17 protein-coding genes and 1 tRNA gene are annotated in these 17403 nt (G+C 75.0%); 5 read left to right on the forward strand and 13 right to left on the reverse strand.

What is annotated here, in order from left to right; translation table 11 throughout:
- Positions 1-51 precede the first annotated feature (51 nt).
- Positions 52-408: a YkvA family protein gene (locus ABZ452_RS25565; protein ID WP_357947722.1), complete on the reverse strand. Its 357-nt coding sequence runs from the start codon at positions 406-408 to the stop codon at positions 52-54.
- A 140-nt stretch (positions 409-548) separates the two neighbouring features.
- Here ABZ452_RS25565 and ABZ452_RS25570 point away from each other — a divergent pair, with 140 nt between their 5' ends.
- The 4 genes from ABZ452_RS25570 to ABZ452_RS25585 all read left to right on the forward strand — a co-directional run bounded on the left by ABZ452_RS25570 (position 549) and on the right by ABZ452_RS25585 (position 5347).
- Positions 549-1595 (forward strand): SGNH/GDSL hydrolase family protein, encoded by a 1047-nt coding sequence (locus tag ABZ452_RS25570; protein ID WP_357947725.1) that lies wholly within the window; start codon positions 549-551, stop codon positions 1593-1595.
- A gap of 111 nt (positions 1596-1706) precedes the next feature.
- The gene (locus ABZ452_RS25575; RefSeq protein WP_357947728.1) at positions 1707-2507 is read left to right on the forward strand and encodes an SGNH/GDSL hydrolase family protein; all 801 of its coding nucleotides are present in this window, start codon (positions 1707-1709) and stop codon (positions 2505-2507) included.
- 73 nt (positions 2508-2580) lie between these two features.
- Positions 2581-3843: an acetyl-CoA C-acetyltransferase gene (locus ABZ452_RS25580; protein WP_357947731.1), complete on the forward strand. Its 1263-nt coding sequence runs from the start codon at positions 2581-2583 to the stop codon at positions 3841-3843.
- A gap of 40 nt (positions 3844-3883) precedes the next feature.
- Positions 3884-5347: a CYTH and CHAD domain-containing protein gene (locus tag ABZ452_RS25585; RefSeq protein ID WP_357947734.1), complete on the forward strand. Its 1464-nt coding sequence runs from the start codon at positions 3884-3886 to the stop codon at positions 5345-5347.
- A gap of 7 nt (positions 5348-5354) precedes the next feature.
- Here the strand turns inward: ABZ452_RS25585 and ABZ452_RS25590 are convergent, their stop codons facing one another.
- The 4 genes from ABZ452_RS25590 to ABZ452_RS25605 all read right to left on the reverse strand — a co-directional run bounded on the left by ABZ452_RS25590 (position 5355) and on the right by ABZ452_RS25605 (position 7721).
- A complete protein-coding gene (locus ABZ452_RS25590) occupies positions 5355-5675 on the reverse strand; it encodes a hypothetical protein (RefSeq protein WP_357947736.1) in 321 nt (106 codons plus the stop codon).
- Between the two features lie 128 nt (positions 5676-5803).
- Entirely contained in the window at positions 5804-6562 is a 759-nt protein-coding gene (locus ABZ452_RS25595; RefSeq protein ID WP_357947739.1) for a Bax inhibitor-1/YccA family protein, read from the reverse strand.
- A gap of 127 nt (positions 6563-6689) precedes the next feature.
- Positions 6690-7532, reverse strand: a complete 843-nt coding sequence (locus ABZ452_RS25600; protein ID WP_357947742.1) for a Bax inhibitor-1/YccA family protein — start codon at positions 7530-7532, stop codon at positions 6690-6692.
- A 105-nt stretch (positions 7533-7637) separates the two neighbouring features.
- A tRNA-Leu gene (locus ABZ452_RS25605) sits at positions 7638-7721 on the reverse strand.
- A 101-nt stretch (positions 7722-7822) separates the two neighbouring features.
- Here ABZ452_RS25605 and ABZ452_RS25610 point away from each other — a divergent pair.
- Positions 7823-9652 (forward strand): hypothetical protein, encoded by a 1830-nt coding sequence (locus ABZ452_RS25610; protein ID WP_357947745.1) that lies wholly within the window; start codon positions 7823-7825, stop codon positions 9650-9652.
- A 68-nt stretch (positions 9653-9720) separates the two neighbouring features.
- Here ABZ452_RS25610 and ABZ452_RS25615 read toward each other — a convergent pair whose 3' ends face one another.
- From ABZ452_RS25615 to ABZ452_RS25650, 8 genes are all read right to left on the reverse strand, one after another.
- Positions 9721-11052 carry an NAD(P)/FAD-dependent oxidoreductase gene (locus ABZ452_RS25615; protein WP_357947748.1) on the reverse strand — a complete coding sequence of 444 codons (1332 nt, stop codon included), beginning with the start codon at positions 11050-11052 and terminating at the stop codon, positions 9721-9723.
- Positions 11053-11154: 102 nt separating this feature from the next.
- Positions 11155-11727: a hypothetical protein gene (locus ABZ452_RS25620; protein ID WP_357947751.1), complete on the reverse strand. Its 573-nt coding sequence runs from the start codon at positions 11725-11727 to the stop codon at positions 11155-11157.
- A gap of 173 nt (positions 11728-11900) precedes the next feature.
- Complete coding sequence (locus ABZ452_RS25625) at positions 11901-13262, reverse strand: DUF58 domain-containing protein (protein WP_357947753.1); 1362 nt, start codon at positions 13260-13262, stop codon at positions 11901-11903.
- Positions 13262-14269 carry a MoxR family ATPase gene (locus tag ABZ452_RS25630; RefSeq protein WP_357947756.1) on the reverse strand — a complete coding sequence of 336 codons (1008 nt, stop codon included), beginning with the start codon at positions 14267-14269 and terminating at the stop codon, positions 13262-13264. The genes ABZ452_RS25625 and ABZ452_RS25630 overlap by 1 nt, the downstream gene beginning before the upstream one ends.
- A complete protein-coding gene (locus ABZ452_RS25635; RefSeq protein ID WP_357947759.1) occupies positions 14266-14850 on the reverse strand; it encodes a hypothetical protein in 585 nt (194 codons plus the stop codon). The genes ABZ452_RS25630 and ABZ452_RS25635 overlap by 4 nt, the downstream gene beginning before the upstream one ends.
- A gap of 55 nt (positions 14851-14905) precedes the next feature.
- Positions 14906-15643 carry a DUF4129 domain-containing protein gene (locus ABZ452_RS25640; RefSeq protein WP_357947762.1) on the reverse strand — a complete coding sequence of 246 codons (738 nt, stop codon included), beginning with the start codon at positions 15641-15643 and terminating at the stop codon, positions 14906-14908.
- A 20-nt stretch (positions 15644-15663) separates the two neighbouring features.
- A complete protein-coding gene (locus tag ABZ452_RS25645) occupies positions 15664-16377 on the reverse strand; it encodes a uracil-DNA glycosylase (protein ID WP_357947779.1) in 714 nt (237 codons plus the stop codon).
- Between the two features lie 19 nt (positions 16378-16396).
- Entirely contained in the window at positions 16397-17110 is a 714-nt protein-coding gene (locus ABZ452_RS25650) for a dienelactone hydrolase family protein (protein ID WP_357947765.1), read from the reverse strand.
- Positions 17111-17403: the final 293 nt, after the last annotated feature.

Genomic DNA, 17403 nt, shown 5'->3' on the forward strand with positions numbered 1-17403 from the left:
CGTCGTGGGGCGGCCGGAAAGTCGTCAGTTCGTCGCCCAGGGTACGTGCCGTCAGGGCGCCACATGCCCCGGGATGACGGACCTGCGACGTGCCTCCCACTCCAGGAAGCGCTCGGTCTCGGCGAGCACGCTGCCGGCCAGCCAGGTGACCATGACGGCGTCGTCGGCCAGGCCGAAGATCGCCAGCGGGATCTCCGGCAGCAGGTCGATCGGCGAGACGATGTACGCCGTGGCGCCGGCCATCAGGGCCAGCCGCAGGCCGCCGTCGTACTCGCCCCGGGCGGTGGCCCGGATCATCCGCGGCAGCGCCGCCAACCGGGCGCCCAGCGACGGGCCACCCCGCGCTCCGGCGGCCAGCGCCCGGGCCAGCGCCGTGAAGGCCGCGCTCCGTTTCAACGTCTTCCCCATCTCCTCGCCCCTCTCCGCTCGACCAGGGTGCGGTCCCGGTGCAAGCCCGCCCCTGCCCTACCGGTACCCGGAACGGTCCCGTCCCAGCCATGACGATCACGCGGAGAGCGGGTGTCGTGGTGGCGCGATAATGTCGGTGCATGGGGGACGCTGGTTCCGTCGCGCACGGCGGCTGGCAGCGCGCCCGGCGGATCGCCCGCGTGACGGCGATCGGCACGGGCGCCACGGTGGCGGCCACCGTCGTCACGGGCGGGGTGCTGCTCGGGCAGGCCCGCCAGGCCCGGCGCACCATCCCCATGGCCGAGGCGCCCCCGCCGCGCTGCGACGGCGTCTACGGCGCGAAGCTTCCCGGCCCGCCGGTCACCATGGTGATCCTCGGTGACTCCTCGGCCGCCGGCTACGGCGTGCACCGCCGCCGCGAGACCCCCGGCGCGCTGCTCGCCACCGGGCTGTCCCGCCGGTTGCACCGGCCGGTCCGGCTGCACCGGTTCGCCGTGGTGGGCGCCCTGTCGGCCGGGCTCAGGCCGCAGGTCGAGTCGGCCCTGGAGGTCGAACCGGACATCGCGGTCGTCCTGGTCGGCGGCAACGACGTCACCAACCGCACCCCGCTCTCGGTGGCCGTGCGCTACCTGGTCGACGCGGTCCGCACGCTGCGGGCCGCCGGCTGCGAGGTGGTCGTCGGCACCTGCCCCGACCTGGGCGCGATCCGGCCGATCCAGCCGCCGCTGCGCTGGCTGGCCCGGCGCTGGAGCCGCCAGCTCGCCGCCGCCCAGACGATGGCTGTGGTGGAGGCGGGCGGCTGGACGGTCTCGCTGGGCGACCTGCTGGGCCCGCGGTTCGCCGCCGAGCCGACCCGCATGTTCGCCTGGGACCGGTTCCACCCGTCCGCCGAGGGGTACGCGGTGGCCGCGGCGGCGCTGCTACCGACCGTGCTCTCCGCGTTGGGCGCCGGCCAGGAACGCCGGCCTTCGCTCGCCCACGCGGAAGGCGTACGGTCGCTCCCCGAGGCGGCCCAGGAGGCCGCCCGGCACGCCGGCACCGAGGTCAGCGCCGCCCAGGTTCGCGGCCGCGAGCGCGGGCCCGGTGGACGATGGGCGCAGCTTCGGCGGCGGGCCTTCTTCGGCGTCGGCGCGGTGCCGCAGCCCGGTGCCGCCGCCGATCCGGCCCAGGTGGAGGGGCTGGCGTGAGCGGGGCGGCGGAGGCATCATCAGCAGGCACAACGTGTGCCATGCTCATGTCGACGCCGTTCGCCAGGAGCAGACCCGCCCGCGGGTCAGGGGAGCTGGGGAGGCGTCGTGGTGACCGAGCGTAACGAGCTCGCGGTCCGGCTTGGTCGGGCCGCCGCGCTCTCCCTGCTCGCCGGCACGGTGGGCGGGGCGGTGGTCCTCGCCGGCCAGGCCATCGCCGCCCGGAGCCGGGAATACGCCCAGCCCGAGCTGGGTCTCGCGCTGCGCGCCACGGTCGGCCGGGCGGACGCCCCGCCGCTGCGGCTGGTGCTGCTCGGCGACTCGTCGGCGCTCGGCGTCGGCGTCGACCGCTTCGAGGAGACCATCGGCGGCCAGCTCGCCCAACTGCTGAGCGAGGCGCCCGCCGGCCGGCGGGTGCACCTGTCCAGCGTCGGGGTCTCCGGCTCCCGCTCCACCGACCTGGCCACCCAGGTGGCCCGGGCGCTGCTCGGCGAGCGGCCCGACGTGGCGGTGATCCTGATCGGGGCGAACGACGCCACCGGGCTGGCCCGCCCGGCCGACGCGGCGGCCTACCTCGGCTCGGCGGTGCGCCGGCTGCGCGAGGCGCACGTCGAGGTGGTCGTGGGCACCTGCCCCGACCTCGGCGCGGTCCGCGCGGTCGCGTCCCCGCTGCGGCAGGTGCTCGGCTGGGCCGGGCGGCGGATGGCCCGCGCCCAGACGGGCGCCGTGCTCGACGCCGGGGGCAGCGTCGTCGACCTGGCCACCGAGACCGGCCCGGTGTTCCGGGCGGACGCCGGCACCCTCTGCCACGACGGCTTCCACCCCTCCGCCGACGGCTACCGGGTCTGGGCGCACGCCCTGCTGCCGGCGGTCGAGGCGGCCGCCGCGGTCGCCTACCGGCACCACCACTGAGCCCCGGCGGGGTGACATTTCCCGCCCGCCGCGCGGCTTCCGCCACAAGTTACCGGCGGGTTAACGTTGGTTCATGCCGATTGAGTCGCCCCGCGACGCCGTCATCGTCGCCACCGCCCGGTCCCCCATCGGCCGCGCGTTCAAGGGTTCCCTGCGGGAGGTCCGCCCGGACGACCTCGCCGCCACGATCGTCCAGGCCGCCCTCGACAAGGTCCCGGCGCTCGATCCCACCACCATCGACGACCTCTACCTGGGCTGCGGCCTGCCCGGTGGCGAGCAGGGCTTCAACATGGCCCGGGTGGTCGCCACCCTGCTGGGCCTGGACGGCCTGCCCGGCGCCACGCTGACCCGCTACTGCGCCTCCTCGCTGCAGACCACCCGCATGGCCATGCACGCGATCCGGGCGGGCGAGGGCGACGTCTTCATCTCCGCCGGCGTCGAGACCGTCTCCCGGTACGCGCGGGGCAACTCGGACACCCTCCCGCCGGAGGCGCAGGCGCTGGTCGGCGGCGGCTGGGAGAACCCGCGATTCGCCGAGGCGCGCGAGCGCTCGAAGGCCCGGGCCCAGGGCGGCGCCGAGGTGTGGACCGACCCGCGCGAGGCCGGCCAGCTCCCCGACATCTACCTGACCATGGGGCAGACCGCGGAGAACCTCGCCCAGGTCCACGACGTCACCCGCGAGGACATGGACGCGTTCGGCGTCCGCAGCCAGAACCTGGCCGAGAAGGCGATCGCGGACGGCTTCTGGGCCCGCGAGATCACCCCGGTCACCACGCCGGACGGCACCGTGGTGAGCACCGACGACGGCCCGCGCCCCGGCGTGACGCTGGAGGCCGTGGCCGGCCTGAAGCCGGTCTTCCGCCCGGACGGCCGGATCACCGCCGGCAACTGCTGTCCGCTCAACGACGGGGCGGCCGCCGTGGTGATCATGAGTGCGCAGCGGGCCCAGGAGCTGGGGCTCACCCCGCTGGCCCGGATCGTCTCCACCGGCGTCACCGCGCTGTCGCCCGAGATCATGGGCCTGGGCCCGGTCGAGGCGTCCAGGCAGGCGCTGAAGCGGGCCGGCATGACCATCGACGACGTCGACCTGGTCGAGATCAACGAGGCGTTCGCCGCCCAGGTGATCCCGTCGTACCGGCAGCTCGGCATCCCCGAGGAGAAGCTGAACGTGATGGGCGGCGCGATCGCCGTCGGCCACCCGTTCGGCATGACCGGCGCGCGGATCACCGGCACCCTGCTCAACGCGCTGGAGTGGCACGACGGGACCATCGGTCTGGAGACCATGTGCGTCGGCGGCGGCCAGGGCATGGCCATGGTGCTCGAACGCCTGAACTGAGGCCGGTTCCCCGCAACAGAAGCCGGGTACGGGAGGCGCCATGGCGACCGTCGTGGAACGCGAACGCAAGTACTCCGGCGACGAGGGATTCCGGCTGCCCGACCTGACGGGGTGCGGTGGCGTCACGACGACGTCCGACGCCACCGCCCTCGACCTGGACGCGGTCTACTGGGACACCGCCGACCTCCGGCTGGCGCGCAGCGGCTACGCGCTGCGGCGGCGGACCGGCGGGCACGACGCGGGCTGGCACCTCAAGGTGGGCGCGGTCGGCGGCGCGCGCACCGAGCACCAGTTCCCGGCCGGGCCGGAGGACGCCGACCCGCCGCCCGAACTGGTGGCGCTCTTCCGCGGCGCGTCCCGTGGCCGGCCGGTCGCCCCGGCCGCGCGGGTCGTCACCCGCCGCCGGGAACGCCGCCTGCTCGACGCGGCCGGCCGCCCGCTGGCCGAGGTGGCCGAGGACGACGTCCACGCCGAGGACCTGGTGAGCGGCGAGCGGCAGGCCTGGCACGAGCTGGAGGTCGAGCTTGTCGAGGGCGACGAGGCGCTGCTCGACGCGGTGGACGACCGGCTGCGCGGGGCCGGCGCCCGGGCCGTCCCGGTCTCGAAGTCGCACCGCGCGCTGGGCGGCCGGCTCGCCGCCACCCGTTCGGCACCCTCCGGCCCGGGGGCCGCGCCGGTGGTCGACTACCTCACCGCCCAACGCGACACGCTGGTCGGGCACCACGCCGGCGCGCTCGGCGGCGACGAGGACGCCGTGCACGACATGCGGGTGGCCGTCCGCCGGCTCCGCTCCACGCTGCGGACCTTCCGGGGCCTCTGGGACCGCGCGGAGAGCGAGCAGGTGCGGGCGGAGCTGCGCTGGCTGGGCGCGCAGCTCGGTCCGGTCCGCGACGTCCAGGTGATGGCCGCCCGGCTGGCCGACGCGGTGCACGCGGAACCCGCGGAGCTGGTGCTCGGCCCGGTGCCGGCGCGGTTCGCCGAACGGTTCGCCGCCGACCTGGCCGCCGCCCTCGACGGGCTGCGCGCCGCGCTCGGCTCCGACCGCTACACCGACCTGCTGCGCCGCCTGGACGCGCTGGTGGAGGGGCCGACCACGCGCGGCGTACGGCCCCGCTGGGTGACCCGGCGGGTGCGCCGGGCGGTGACCCGCTTCGACGACCGGCTGGACGAGGCGCTCGCGGGCGGGGACGACGCCGCCCTGCACGAGGCGCGCAAGGCGGGCAAGCGGGCCCGGTACGCCATCGAGGTGCGCCGGCCCGCCGCGAAGCTGGTGGACCGGTTCAAGGACCTGCAGGACGCGCTCGGCGCGCACCAGGACTCGGTGGTGACCCGTGCGGTGCTGCGCGAGCAGGCGCTGCGGGCGTACGCCGACGGCGAGAACACCTTCACCTACGGCCTGCTGCACGCCCGGCAGGCCGCGCTGGCCGACCGGGCCGGGCCGGCGCTGGCGAAGGCCCGCCACCGGGCCCGCCGGCGGAAGGTGCGGCGCTGGCTGACGGGCTGACCGCCGGTCAGAGCGTGGAACGGGTCCGGGCGACCGCGGCGGCCGCCCCGGCCAGCACGGGCTCCGGCGCGCCGGCCGCCAGCAGGTCGGCGGCGACCACCCGGAGCTGGTCGGGCAGGGCCAGGTCGCTGGGAAGCCGGGGCACCTCGCGGCGCGGCTCCCCCTCGGCGTCGGCCGCCAGGTTGGCGATCTCCTGGACCAGCTTGTGCACGAGGTCGGCGCGGGACACGTTGCCGCCCTCGGCCGCCGCCGACCAGCGCGGCTGCTCCCAGTGCCCGACCTGTCGGACCAGCAGCGTCACCGCCCGGTCCAGTTCCCCTGCGCTCATCGCGGCCGAGTCTACGACCGCTCCAGGTCGCGACGCGGCGGGAGACCGGCCTTCATTCGGACCGGGGCGCCGCCGGGCGGCGCGGAGGCCGAATCATGGCCGCCAGCCGAGCGGGGGTCGTCGTACGGTCAGCGGCGGACGTAGCTGAGCAGGCGCAGGATCTGCCAGTACAGGAAGATCAGCCCGACCAGCAGGCCGAAGGCGCAGAACCAGGCGTACCGGCGGGGCAGGCCGTTGCGGGCGGAGCGTTCGACAAGATCGAAGTCGAGGACGAAGCTGAGCGCCCCGGCGATGATCGCGACCACCGAGAAGAGGTACGGCAGCCAGCCCACCCGCGCGGAGAGGCTGTAGACCTCGACGCCCTGCTTCCCGGTGAACAGGTAGGTGACCAGGTTGACCAGGCCGATCGCCACGATGCCGATGAGGGTGCCGACGACCAGGCGGGCGAGCCGCGGGGTGGCCCGGATGAGCCGGGCCCGGTAGAGCAGCGCCATGCCGAGGAAGACCCCGAAGGTGCCGACCACCGCCTGCGCCACGATGCCCGGGTAGACCAGTTCGAAGGCGCGGCTGGCCACGCCGAGCAGCAGACCCTGGAGCACCGCGTACCCGGCGATCAGTGGCGGGTTGGTGATCTGCTTCAGCGTGATGACCAGCACGAGCGCCAGGCTGGCCAGGGCGCTGCCGGCCAGCGCCGCGGAGATCCACCCGGCCTGCGGCACGAGCACCCAGGCCACGGCGGCGGTGACGCCGGTGAGCAGCAGCAGCCCGACCGTCCGGCTGACCACGTCGGCCACCGTCATGGTGTCGGCGGCCCCCGCCCCGAGCACCTGCCGCTCGGTCCGGCCGACGTCGTCCAGCCGGTCCAGCACCGGGTTGGCACTGCGCACCGCGACCTCCTCGCGCCGACGTACCCCGGCTCCCACTCTGCCCCGGGCGGCCCGGCGGCGGCGGGCAAACGACGACGCCCGCCGCCGCGGGGGCGGCAGGCGGGCGTCGCAGGTCGGGCGGGGTCGGTCAGTCGTCGCCCTGGAAGTAGCTGAGCAGCCGGAGGATCTCCAGGTAGAGCCAGACCAGGCCGACCACGATGCCGAACGCGGCGGTCCAGGAGTAGCGCTGCGGGAGCCCCATCCGGACGCCCTCCTCGATCTCCGCGAAGTTGAGCACGAAGCTCAGCGAAGCGACCACGATGCAGACCAGGCTGAAGCCGATGGCCAGCGGGCTGCCGTCGCGGAGGTGGGTGTTGACGCCGAAGAGGGCGAGCACCAGGTTGATCAGCATGACGCCGAAGAGACCCGCGATGATCGCCACCATGATCCGGGCGAACTTCGGGGTGGCCCGGATGATCCGTGCCTTGTAGATCATCGCCATGAGGAAGAAGACGCCGAACGTGGCGACCACGGCCTGGAGCACGATGCCGTCGTAGAGCGTGTCGAAGGTCTTGCTGACCATGCCGACGAAGACGCCCTCGACGATCGAGTACGCCACCACGAGCGCCGGGTTGGCCATCCGCGAGAACGAGATGATCAGGCCGAGGACGAGGCCGACCACGGCGGCGCCGATCCAGGCGACGCCGGTCAGGGCGTCCGGCACGAGCACCCAGGCCGCCGCGGCCGAGGCGCCGAGGATGCCGAGCATCAGGACCGTCTTGACGACCACGTCGTCGAGGGTCATCGGGGTCACGGTGGGCGGGGCCGCCGGGTAACCGTGGCCGGTCGGGTACGGCTGCTGCTGCGGGTACTGCTGGTACTGCTGCGGATATCCGGGCTGACCGTACGGCCCGGGCTGGGCGTACCCGGCCGCCCGCTCCCGCTCAGCCGCCTGGCCGAGCCGGGCGAGCACCGGGTTCGAGGTCTTCACTTCTCAGGCCTCCCTCAGGGGGTCGATGCACGTGAACGTGCCTCTCCAGGGTAAACGCGGGGGCAACGCCGCGCGCCGCGCGAAGCTGTGGGAAAGCTGAGAGTGTGGTGCCCGGGGCGGGGGTCGAACCCGCACGCCTTTCGGCAGCCGCTTTTAAGGCGGCCGTGTCTGCCGTTCCACCACCCGGGCGGGTGACACCGGCGCGTCGACACGCGCGGTGCAGATCTCACCGTAGCGGCTGCGTCGCGGCCCGGCGTACCCCGAGGGGTCCGGCCGATATGGTCGAGGCCGTGACCAGCGCCGCCCGCACCGCCCCCGGGCCCGACCGCGACCAGGCGGTCCGCCGCGACCCGGCGATCCGCCCGGGCCGGGCGGCCCGGCTGCTGGCCACCGGCCGCCGGCACCGCGCGGACCTGCTGGTCGGCCTGCTCTTCGCCGCGTTCGCCGGCTGGCTCACCCACGGGCTCTGGCCGGCGCCCGGGCAGCGGATGCTCGCCCTCAACCCGGCCGACCAGACCCTCTACGAGTGGTTCCTGGCCGTCGACTCGCGTGCGCTGCTCGGCGACTTCGGCCTGATCACCGACCGGCTGAACGCGCCGGACGGGGTCAACCTGATGACCAACACCACGGTCATCGCGCTCGGCGTGCTGCTCGCCCCGGTGACCCTCGTCCTCGGGGCGCCGGTCACCTTCGCCCTGCTGGCCGGGGCCAACCTGGCCGGTACGGCGCTGGCCTGGTACCTGCTCCTGCACCGGACGCTGCGGGCCCGCCGGCTCGCCGCCGGGCTCGGCGCCGCGCTCTGCGGCTTCGGCCCGGGCATGGTCTCGCAGAGCAACGGGCACCTGCACATGACCGCCCAGTGGCTGGTCCCGGTGATCGTCTGGCTGGTCGTCCGGCTGCTCCTTGCCGCCGACCCGGCCGGCCGCCCCGACGGCCCGGACCGCCGCCGGCTGGCCACCTCGGCGCTCGGGCTGGCCGCCGCCGTCACCGTCCAGGTCTTCGTCGGCGAGGAGGTGCTCTTCCTCACCGCGCTCACCCTGCTCGTCATGGCCGTCGCGTACGGGCTGGTCGACCGGGCGCTGCTGCGCCGGGCGCTGCCCGGCTTCGCCGGTGGGCTGATGTGCGCCGCCGGGCTGGCCCTGCTCGTGCTGGCGTACCCGCTGTGGCTCCAGTTCGCCGGGCCGCAGGGCGTCTCGGACGGGATGTTCAGCCCGCACTACTTCTCCGCCGACCTCACCAGCTGGACCCGGCTCTCCGCGCTGTCCGTGCTGGGCGGCGCCGACGCGGCCCGGCTGACCACCGGACCGGCCGAGTTCAACGGCTTCCTGGGCTGGCCGCTGCTGCTGGTGGCCGCCGGTTGCGCGGTCTGGCTGGGCCGGCGCGCCCTGGTCGTCGCGTGCCTCGCCGGGGCGCTCGTGATGGCGGCGCTCTCGCTCGGCCCCGAGGTCATGGTCGGCGGGGAGCGGACCGGGCTGCCGGGCCCGTACGCCCTGCTGGCCGGTCTGCCGGTGATCGACGGCGCGCTGCCGACGCGGTTCGGCCTGGCGGTGCTGCCGCTGGTGGGGACGGTGCTCACGCTGGCCGTGCACCGGGCGCTGGGCGAGCGGGGGCACGCCCGCCGGCTGGTCCCCGTCGCGGTCGGCGCGGCCCTGCTCAGCGTCTTCCCCGCGCCGCTGCCCACCACCGACCGACCGCCGCTGCCGGAGTTCGTCACCGGCGGGCACTGGCGGCAGTGCGTACGCCCCGGCGGGGTGCTCGTCCCGGTGCCCACGGCCACCCCGAAGGACCCGTGGCCGATGCGCTGGGGCACCGCCGCCGGCGGCGCCTTCGGCATGCCGGAGGGCTTCTTCATCGGCCCGTACGGGCGCAACGGCTCGGCCACCATGGGCACGTACCAGCGCCCCACCTCGGCCCTGCTGGCCGACGTCGCGAAGCGGGGGGTGGCGCCGGCGGTGGGCGACCGGCAGCGCCGGCAGGCCGCCCGGGACATCGAGTTCTGGGGCGCGTCGTGCGTGGCGCTGACCGACGACGCGCCGCACGCGGAGACCCTGCGCCGGACCCTGGAGGAGCTCTTCGGGCCGGGCACCCGCATCGCCGACGCCTGGACCTGGCGGTTCTGACCCGGACACGGCGAAGGGCCCCTCCCGTGCGGGAAGGGCCCTTTCCGGTTGCTCTGCCGCGCCTGGGTTCAGACGCGCGCGCCGACCGGCGGGGCGGACGCCTCGGCGAACTCCTCGCGCGGGTCGTGCAGCTGGCCCAGGGCGACCACCTCACGCTTGAGGACGAACGCCAGCGTCCAGTCGACCACGACCCGGACCTTGCGGTTGAACGAGGGGATCCGCGACATGTGGTACGTGCGGTGCATGAACCAGGCCGGCCAGCCGGTCATCTTCACGCCGTAGACCTGCGCCACGCCCTTGTGCAGGCCGAGGCTGGCCACGCTGCCCGCGTGCTTGTGCTTGTAGTCGACCGGCTCGCGCCCGCGGATCACGTTCACGATGTTGTCGGCCATCCGGGCGGCCTGCCGGACGGCGTGCTGCGCGCTGGGCGAGCAGAAGTTGCCCGGCTCCTTGGTCAGGTCCGGCACCGCGGCGCAGTCGCCGGCGCTCCACGCGCCCTCGACCACCCGGTCGCCGTCCACGATCTGGAGGGTGGGCAGGCAGGTGACACGGCGCCGCTCGTCGCGCGGGAAGTCCGTCGCGTCCAGCATCGGCGACGGCTTCACGCCGGCCGTCCAGACGATCGTGTCGGACGGGAAGCTGGCCCCGTCGGAGAGCTTCGCGACCCCGTCGACGCAAGACTCCAGCCGCGTGTCCAGGCGGATGTCCATGTTCCGCTTGAGCAGCTCCTGCACCGTGTAGGCGCCCATGTCCCGATCGACCTCGGGCAGCACCCGCTGGGTGGCCTCGACCAGCACCCAGCGCATGTCCTCCGGCTTCAGCTCCGGGTAGTAGCGCAGCGCGTCCCGGGCCATGTCCTCCATCTCGGCGAGCGCCTCGATGCCGGCGTAACCACCGCCGACGAAGACGAAGGTCAGGGCGCGGCTGCGGACCTCGGGGTCGGTGGTGGCGGCCGCCACGTCGAGCCGGTCCAGCACGTGGTTGCGCAGGAAGATGGCCTCACCGATGGTCTTGAACCCGATGCCGTGTTCGTGCAGGCCGGGGATCGGCAGGGTGCGGGACACCGAGCCGGGCGCCACCACCACGTGGTCGTACTGGATTTCCCGGGTCGGGCCGCTGATCGGCTGCACGACGGCGGTCTTGCGGTCGTGGTCGATCCGGGTGACCGTGCCGGCCACGACCTTGCACTTGCGCAACTCCCGCCGCAGCGGCACCACAGCGTGCCGCGGGGAGATGTTGCCCGCCGAAGCCTCCGGGAGGAACGGCTGGTAGGTCATGTGCGGCTGCGGGTCGACGACGATGACCTCGGCCTCACGGGAGCTCAGCTTCTTGGACAGGCGCAGAGCGGCGTACAGGCCCACATGCCCGGCACCCACGACAAGGATCCGCTTCGGATTCACGCCATCTATCTTTCCCCGGGCGGCTCGGCTAATCCCGATCGAGACCCTCTTCTGTGACGGAGCACAACCCCTGTGACCTGCGCAACTTCTCGGGACATCCCGCTATCTGCGACGCAGGAGCCACGCCAGGAGGCCGCTGAGACCCACCGCCACCAGCAGTCCCGCCACCGTCGCCGCCTGGGAACCCGAGTCCCCGCCGACCCCGCCGAGCCACGCCAGCACGATGCCGAGCACGGCGGCGGCCAGCACCACCCCACCGGCCCGCGCCAGCCAGCGCAGCACCAGATCCGGGTCGACCACCGCGTCGTAGGGCAGCAGCGCGGCCAGCGCGCACAGCGTGTGCGCCAAATAGAGCAGCGTGGCCACGGCGAGCAGCCGCCACAGCGCCGGCGGCCGATCGAAGCCGAGCGTGGCGAGCAGCCAGCCGCCGACGGTGACCAGCGCCGCGAAGGTCGGCCAGACCCGCCGCGGACCGGCCGCCGGCAGCACCGCCACCACCGTGAACGCCAGCAGCGACCGCGGGGTGAAGGCCTGTGCGGGGTACGCGACCAGGACGCCGACCAGCACCGTGAGGAAGATGCCGGCCCGCACCAGCAGCGGGGTCGGGCTGACCCGGCGAGCCGCGTGCTGGAGCGCCCGCACCCGCTCGGTCAGCCCCTCGACGAGATCGTTCATCTGCGCCACTCTTCGTTCGCGACTGCGGGGCTCCGCTGCGCTGCACTCCTCGCGCTCACCGAGCCGACCTTCCGTTCGCGACTGCGGGGCTCCGCTGCGCTGCACTCCTCGCGCTCACCGAACCGACCTTCCGTTCGCGACTGCGGGGCTCCGCTGCGCTGCACTCCTCGCGCTCACCGCATCCCTGCCTTCGGTGCCGTGGCCAGGCGGGCCACGTCGCGCAGCACCTGGTCGAGGCTGCCGGCGCCGGCCCAGCGCACCACCGGCACGCCGTGCTCGCGGAGCTGGCCGATCATCGTGTCCCGGTCCAGCCGCCACAGCCGGTACGCCACCTCGGTCCAGCCCCGGTCCTTCGGCATCGGCAGCTCGGCCGGCAGGGTGTCCACCGCCACGACGAACCGCCCACCCCGGGCCATCCGCGCCAGCATCTGCGCCGACCGCTCGTCGAGCAGCGGGGTGAGCACCACCACGAGCGCGTCCGAGGAGAGCAGCTGCGGGCCGAAGACCTGGTCGTACGGCTCGTGCGGGGAGGCCTCGGCCTGGACGTCGAGCAGCCACTCCAGCACGGTCAGGTACTGCCGGCGGCCGGTGGCCGGGCGCAGCCGGCGGGCGGCCGGGCCGTACTCCAGCAGCGCCACCCGGTCACCCCGGTGCAGGTAGTGCTCGGCGATCGCGGCGGCCGCCCGGACCGTGGTGTCCAGCACGGACGCCGGCCCGCCTACGCCGCCGGAGCGGCCCGCCTCGGCCAGCACGTCGAGCAGCACCACCACCTCGGCGTCCCGGTCGGAGAGGGTGGCCGCCACGTGCAGCTGGCGGGCCCGCAGCGAGACCCGCCAGTCGATCCGGCGCAGCCGGTCCCCGGGCGCGAAGACGCGGACCCCGGCCAGCTCGCCGCCCTCGCCCGGCCGGCGCGAGTGGTGCGCGCCGACCAGCCCGGCGGCCCGGGGCATCGCCTCGACCGCCTCGAACGGCTCGGTCACCGGGTAGACCCGCATCCGGACCGCCTCGGTGACCACGGCCCGCGACACGAGCAGCCCGTCGGCGGCAGCGACCCGGGCGCCGGCCGGCCCGATCGGGTGCCGCCCCCAGCGCAGCGCCGTCCCGGTCAGCTCCAGGTCGACGGCGGAGCCGGACGGCACCGAGGTGACGAAGGGCCGGTCGGCGCCGGAGCGGCTCACGTCCACCCCGGCCCCGCCGAAGCCGACCTTCTCCACCCGCAGCCAGCGCGACATCCGCGTCCGCACCACGGCCAGGTCGTAGGAGACGGTGTCCGGGTTGGCGACGGCCACCGTGGCGGCCATCGGGGTGCCCTCGACCAGGTGCGCGTCCGCGGTGCCGATCTCCAGGTCGGGCAGGGCGGTGGGCCGGCGGCGCAGCGCGTACGCGGTGCCCAGCGCGAACGGGGTGGCCAGCACGACCAGGTCGATGCGGCCGAGCAGCACCGCCGCGACCAGCAGCAGGCCGGTGAGCAGCACGGCCCGGCCGAGCGCCCGGGTGGGCGCCCAGCCGCTCGCCGGTTCCTGACGGTCGGCCATCAGCGCCCGGACGGTCCGGCCGCGTAGCTGGGCAGCGCGCCGCTGGCCGGGGCGGGCGTCGACTCCAGCACCTCACCGACCACGAAGGACGGATCCACCCGGCGCAGCCACATCTCCGGCCGCAGGGTGATCCGGTGTGCCAGCGCGGGCGCCGCCACCGCCTTGACATCCTCCGGCACCACGTAGTCCCGGTTGGCCAGCACCGCGCGGACCCGGGACAGCAGCAGCAGCGCCAGCGAGCCGCGTGGCGAGGCGCCGACCAGCACGGACGGGTGCTCCCGGGTGGCCGCGGTCAGCGCCACGATGTACCGGCCGATGGAATCCTCGACGACGACGTCCTCCAGCGCGGCCTGCATGGCGCGCAGCGTGCCGGAGTCCACCACCGGTTTGATCTCGGCCTCCTCGCGGCGGCGGGCGATCCGCCGGCGCAGCACCTCCCACTCCTCGTCGTGGTTCGGGTAGCCGAACGAGACCCGGAGCAGGAACCGGTCGAGCTGCGCCTCGGGCAGCGGGTAGGTGCCCTCGTACTCGATCGGGTTCGCGGTGGCGAGCACGTGGAACGGCTCGTCCAGCCGGTAGGTGACGCCCTCCACCGAGACCTGCTTCTCCTGCATCGCCTCCAGCAGCGCCGACTGGGTCTTCGGCGGGGTCCGGTTGATCTCGTCGGCGAGTAGCAGGTTGGTGAAGACCGGCCCGGCACGGAACGAGAAGTCCCCGCTGCGCTGGTCGTAGAGGAAGGAGCCGGTGACGTCGGCGGGCAGCAGGTCCGGGGTGAACTGGAGGCGGCGGAAGTCCAGCCCGAGGGCCTGCGCGAACGACCGCGCCGTGAGCGTCTTGCCCAGGCCGGGCAGATCCTCCAGCAGCACGTGGCCGCCGGCCAGGATGCCGGCGAGGACCAGCTCCAGCGCCTCCCGCTTGCCGACCACGACCGTGCCGACCGCGTCCAGCACGGCGCGGGCCAGCTGGCCGACCTCGGCGGGGGGCATGCTCCGGTCCACGTCGTTCATGACAGCTTCTCCAGTTCGGCGACGATCGCCGCGAGGTCGCGCGGCGACGGGGGGCGGCGGGCGGGGGTGGCGAGGAACGTCCACAGCGGCTCGCCCAGCAGGGTGCGGGCGCGGGCCGGGTCGGACTCGCGGGTGACGCCGTGCTTCTGGCGCAGCCGCTCGTCGGCCAGCTCGCCCAGGCGGGGAAGCACCCGCTCGGTGAACCGCTCGCGGTTGCCGGAACACCAGTCCAGCGGGCGCTCCCACTTGTTGACCGCGGCGCGCAGCGCGTCCCGGGCGGACCAGTTCCAGGTGCCGGGCTCCTCGCCGGCCGGGGCGCGGGCGCCGGCCCGGGGCGGCGGCGGGGGCGACAGCTCGGCGGTGACCCGGCGCACGGCGAGCACGGCCAGCACGCCCGCGACGATGACCCAGAGCGAGACCTGAAGGCCGACCGCGCGCAGCCCGACGACGACCACCACCACGATCGCGGCGGTGACCGCGAGGGTGCGCAGCACCCAGCGCGCCCGGCCGCCGCCCGACCGCCGCGTCTCCTCGACGGGCTCCTCGGCGGACGAGAGCAGGTCATCGATGCTGGTGCTCACGGCGCCATCTTCGTTCGCGACTGCGGGGCTCGCAGAACCGGCTCACTCCTCGTGCTCACGGCAGCACCTCGCCGGTGGCCACCGTCGTCAGCTCGCTGCGCAGCCGGCGCAGGGCGGCCCGGGCCTGGTCGCGCATCCGCTCGTCGACGGTGTGGGTGGCGTACCGGGCCTCGCGGTAGACGTGCGCGAAGCCGTCGAGCACGTCGGCGCTGGCGATGGCCGGGACGCCGGCCGCGGAATCGCCGCGCAGCAACCGGCTGACCAGGTCGGTGGGCGTGTCCCCGGCATGCCGGGGCACCCCGGCATCGTGCGCGGCCTCCTCCAGCCGGACCCAGCAGGCGATCACCGCCGTGCGCGGGTCGGTGGACCGGTCGTCCAGGTCCACCAGGCCGGCGTCCAGCGCGGCCACCACCTCGCGGGCGGTGCCCTCGGCGGTGCGCCGGCCCCGCTGCGCGGGCAGCGCGCGGGTCGCCCGGCGCAGCGCCCCGCCGACCACGGTCCAGAGCACGTAGCCGACCGCGGCCAGCACGGCCGCCGCGAGCACCACGATGGCGGCGGTGACGAGCCAGCCGGGGATGCCACCCGAGGTGGGCGGGCCGGCATCCCGGGGCTCGACCGTGATCGAGGGTGCGGCCTCGGCCGAGGGGTAGTCGGGCACGTACGGGATGGTGTCCGCGGCGGGCGGGATGCGGCTCGCCCCGATGGCCGAGTGCCCGGCGGCGAGCGCGCCGACGGCGAGCAGCAGGGTCACCGCAGCGACCGGCCACCACCTGCGCAGCACGCCGAGGTCCATCCCACCGCCCCACGCATTCCTCAGTCCACCCCGGCCAGGTCCTTCGCCCGGGCGAACACGTCGTCCAACATCGCTGGCGTCAGCCGCCCGGTGAAGGTGTTCTGCTGGCTGACGTGATAGCAGCCGAGCAGCGCCGGTGCGGATGTGCCGGACCAGTGTGCCCCATGGCCGAACGCCGGGCGCGGAGTGGGCGGGCGCTGTCCGTACACGTGGCGCAGCACCGGCCACCACGCGGCCCAGGCGAACGCGCCCAGCGCGACCACGACGCGCAGGGTGGGCCGGATCAGCGCGACCTCCCGGTGCAGCCACGGTGCGCAGGTGTCCCGCTCGGCCGGGGTGGGCTTGTTGTCCGGCGGCGCGCAGCGCACAGCGGCGAAGATGCGGGTGTCGCGCAGGGCGAGACCGTCGTCGGTGGACACGCTGGTCGCCTGGTTCGCCAGCCCGGCCCGGTGCAGCGCCGCGAAGAGCACGTCGCCGGAGCGGTCCCCGGTGAAGATCCGGCCGGTGCGGTTGCCGCCGTGCGCGGCGGGCGCCAGGCCGAGGATGCCGATCCGCGCGTCGGCCGGGCCAAAGCCGGGCACCGGCCGCCCCCAGTAGTCCTGGTCGCGGAAGGCCGCCCGCTTGACCCGGGCCACCTCCTCCCGCCAGACCACCAGCCGGGGGCAGGCGAAGCAGTCGCTGACCGCGCCGTCGAGGTCGGCCAGATCGGTCGCCCGCGCGGCGCGGGCGACCACCTCGTCGGGGGTACGTGACTCAGCCAAGCTTGGCCCGGAAGAGTTCCAGGGTGCGGGCCCAGGCGGTCGCGGCGGCCCGCTGGTCGAAGTGCTCCGGCCGGTCCTCGTTGAAGAACGCGTGAGCGGTCCCGGGGTAGTCGTAGGTCTGGCAGGTGCCGCCGGCCGCCTCGATGGCCCGGCGGACGCTCTGCACCCCGTCGGCGGCCGACAGGCCGTCCGCCTCCGAGCAGTGCACGAGCGCGGCTTTGCCGGCGTAGCCGGCCCAGTCGGCGCGGCCCGCGTTGTCTGCCGCGCCAGCGGCCATGCCCTCCCAGGGCAGCCGCGGGTAGAAGCCGGCGGTGGCGACGATCCGCTCGGAGAACGTGCCGGACCAGAGCGCCAGGCTGGCGCCGGCGCAGAACCCCGCGCAGCCCACCTTGCCGGCGACCTCGGGACGGTTGGCGAGGTATTCCGCGGCCGCCGCGATGTCGCTCGCCGCCTCGTCCATCTGGGTGCTGTTCAACATCTGCCGCGGCTCACTCGGCTTGCTGGCCGGGCCGCCGTGCCGGAAGTCGGGCGCGAGCGCGACGAAGCCGGCCTCGGCGAAGCGGTCCACCACCGCCCGGACGTGGGGCACCAGGCCCCACCAGTCCTGGATGACGATGACCGCCGGGCTGGCCGCACCGCCGGAGGGTATCGCGAGATACCCCTCGCTCGTCCCCCCGTTGCCGGTGAAGCTCACCATCTCGCCCATGGACCCGTCCTCCTAGCGGTCAGTCATCGTTGGCTGGTCGCACAGTGGGTGTTACGTGCCGGTAGCGTGCCACGCGCTCACCGGCCCGGGGAAGACGAAAGAACAGTGGCATTCACCTCCCGTTCGCCTGCCGGACGGGACGGCGCGCACCGCCGCCGGCGGCGGTCGCACGCTCCCGTACGGCCCTCCCTCGTGGACGTGCCGAGGGGGCGCCCGCCGGTCGGCGCCGGCGTGTCGGCGGGCACCAAGGTCGACGCCACCTTCAACGGGGCCATCGCCGCGGTCGCGCGGAC

Origin of the sequence: Micromonospora sp. NPDC005707, assembly GCF_040631005.1 — a bacterium.
In the GTDB taxonomy this organism is placed as follows: Bacteria; Actinomycetota; Actinomycetes; order Mycobacteriales; family Micromonosporaceae; genus Micromonospora.

Coding starts and splice junctions, on each gene's coding strand:
- ABZ452_RS25650 (WP_357947765.1), bottom strand. CDS start 17,110: ATGGGCGAGATGGTGAGCTTCACCGGCAACGGGGGGACGAGCGAGGGG.
- ABZ452_RS25565 (WP_357947722.1), bottom strand. CDS start 408: ATGGGGAAGACGTTGAAACGGAGCGCGGCCTTCACGGCGCTGGCCCGG.
- ABZ452_RS25630 (WP_357947756.1), bottom strand. CDS start 14,269: ATGAACGACGTGGACCGGAGCATGCCCCCCGCCGAGGTCGGCCAGCTG.
- ABZ452_RS25620 (WP_357947751.1), bottom strand. CDS start 11,727: ATGAACGATCTCGTCGAGGGGCTGACCGAGCGGGTGCGGGCGCTCCAG.
- ABZ452_RS25585 (WP_357947734.1), top strand. CDS start 3,884: ATGGCGACCGTCGTGGAACGCGAACGCAAGTACTCCGGCGACGAGGGA.
- ABZ452_RS25640 (WP_357947762.1), bottom strand. CDS start 15,643: ATGGACCTCGGCGTGCTGCGCAGGTGGTGGCCGGTCGCTGCGGTGACC.
- ABZ452_RS25625 (WP_357947753.1), bottom strand. CDS start 13,262: ATGGCCGACCGTCAGGAACCGGCGAGCGGCTGGGCGCCCACCCGGGCG.
- ABZ452_RS25580 (WP_357947731.1), top strand. CDS start 2,581: ATGCCGATTGAGTCGCCCCGCGACGCCGTCATCGTCGCCACCGCCCGG.
- ABZ452_RS25570 (WP_357947725.1), top strand. CDS start 549: ATGGGGGACGCTGGTTCCGTCGCGCACGGCGGCTGGCAGCGCGCCCGG.
- ABZ452_RS25590 (WP_357947736.1), bottom strand. CDS start 5,675: ATGAGCGCAGGGGAACTGGACCGGGCGGTGACGCTGCTGGTCCGACAG.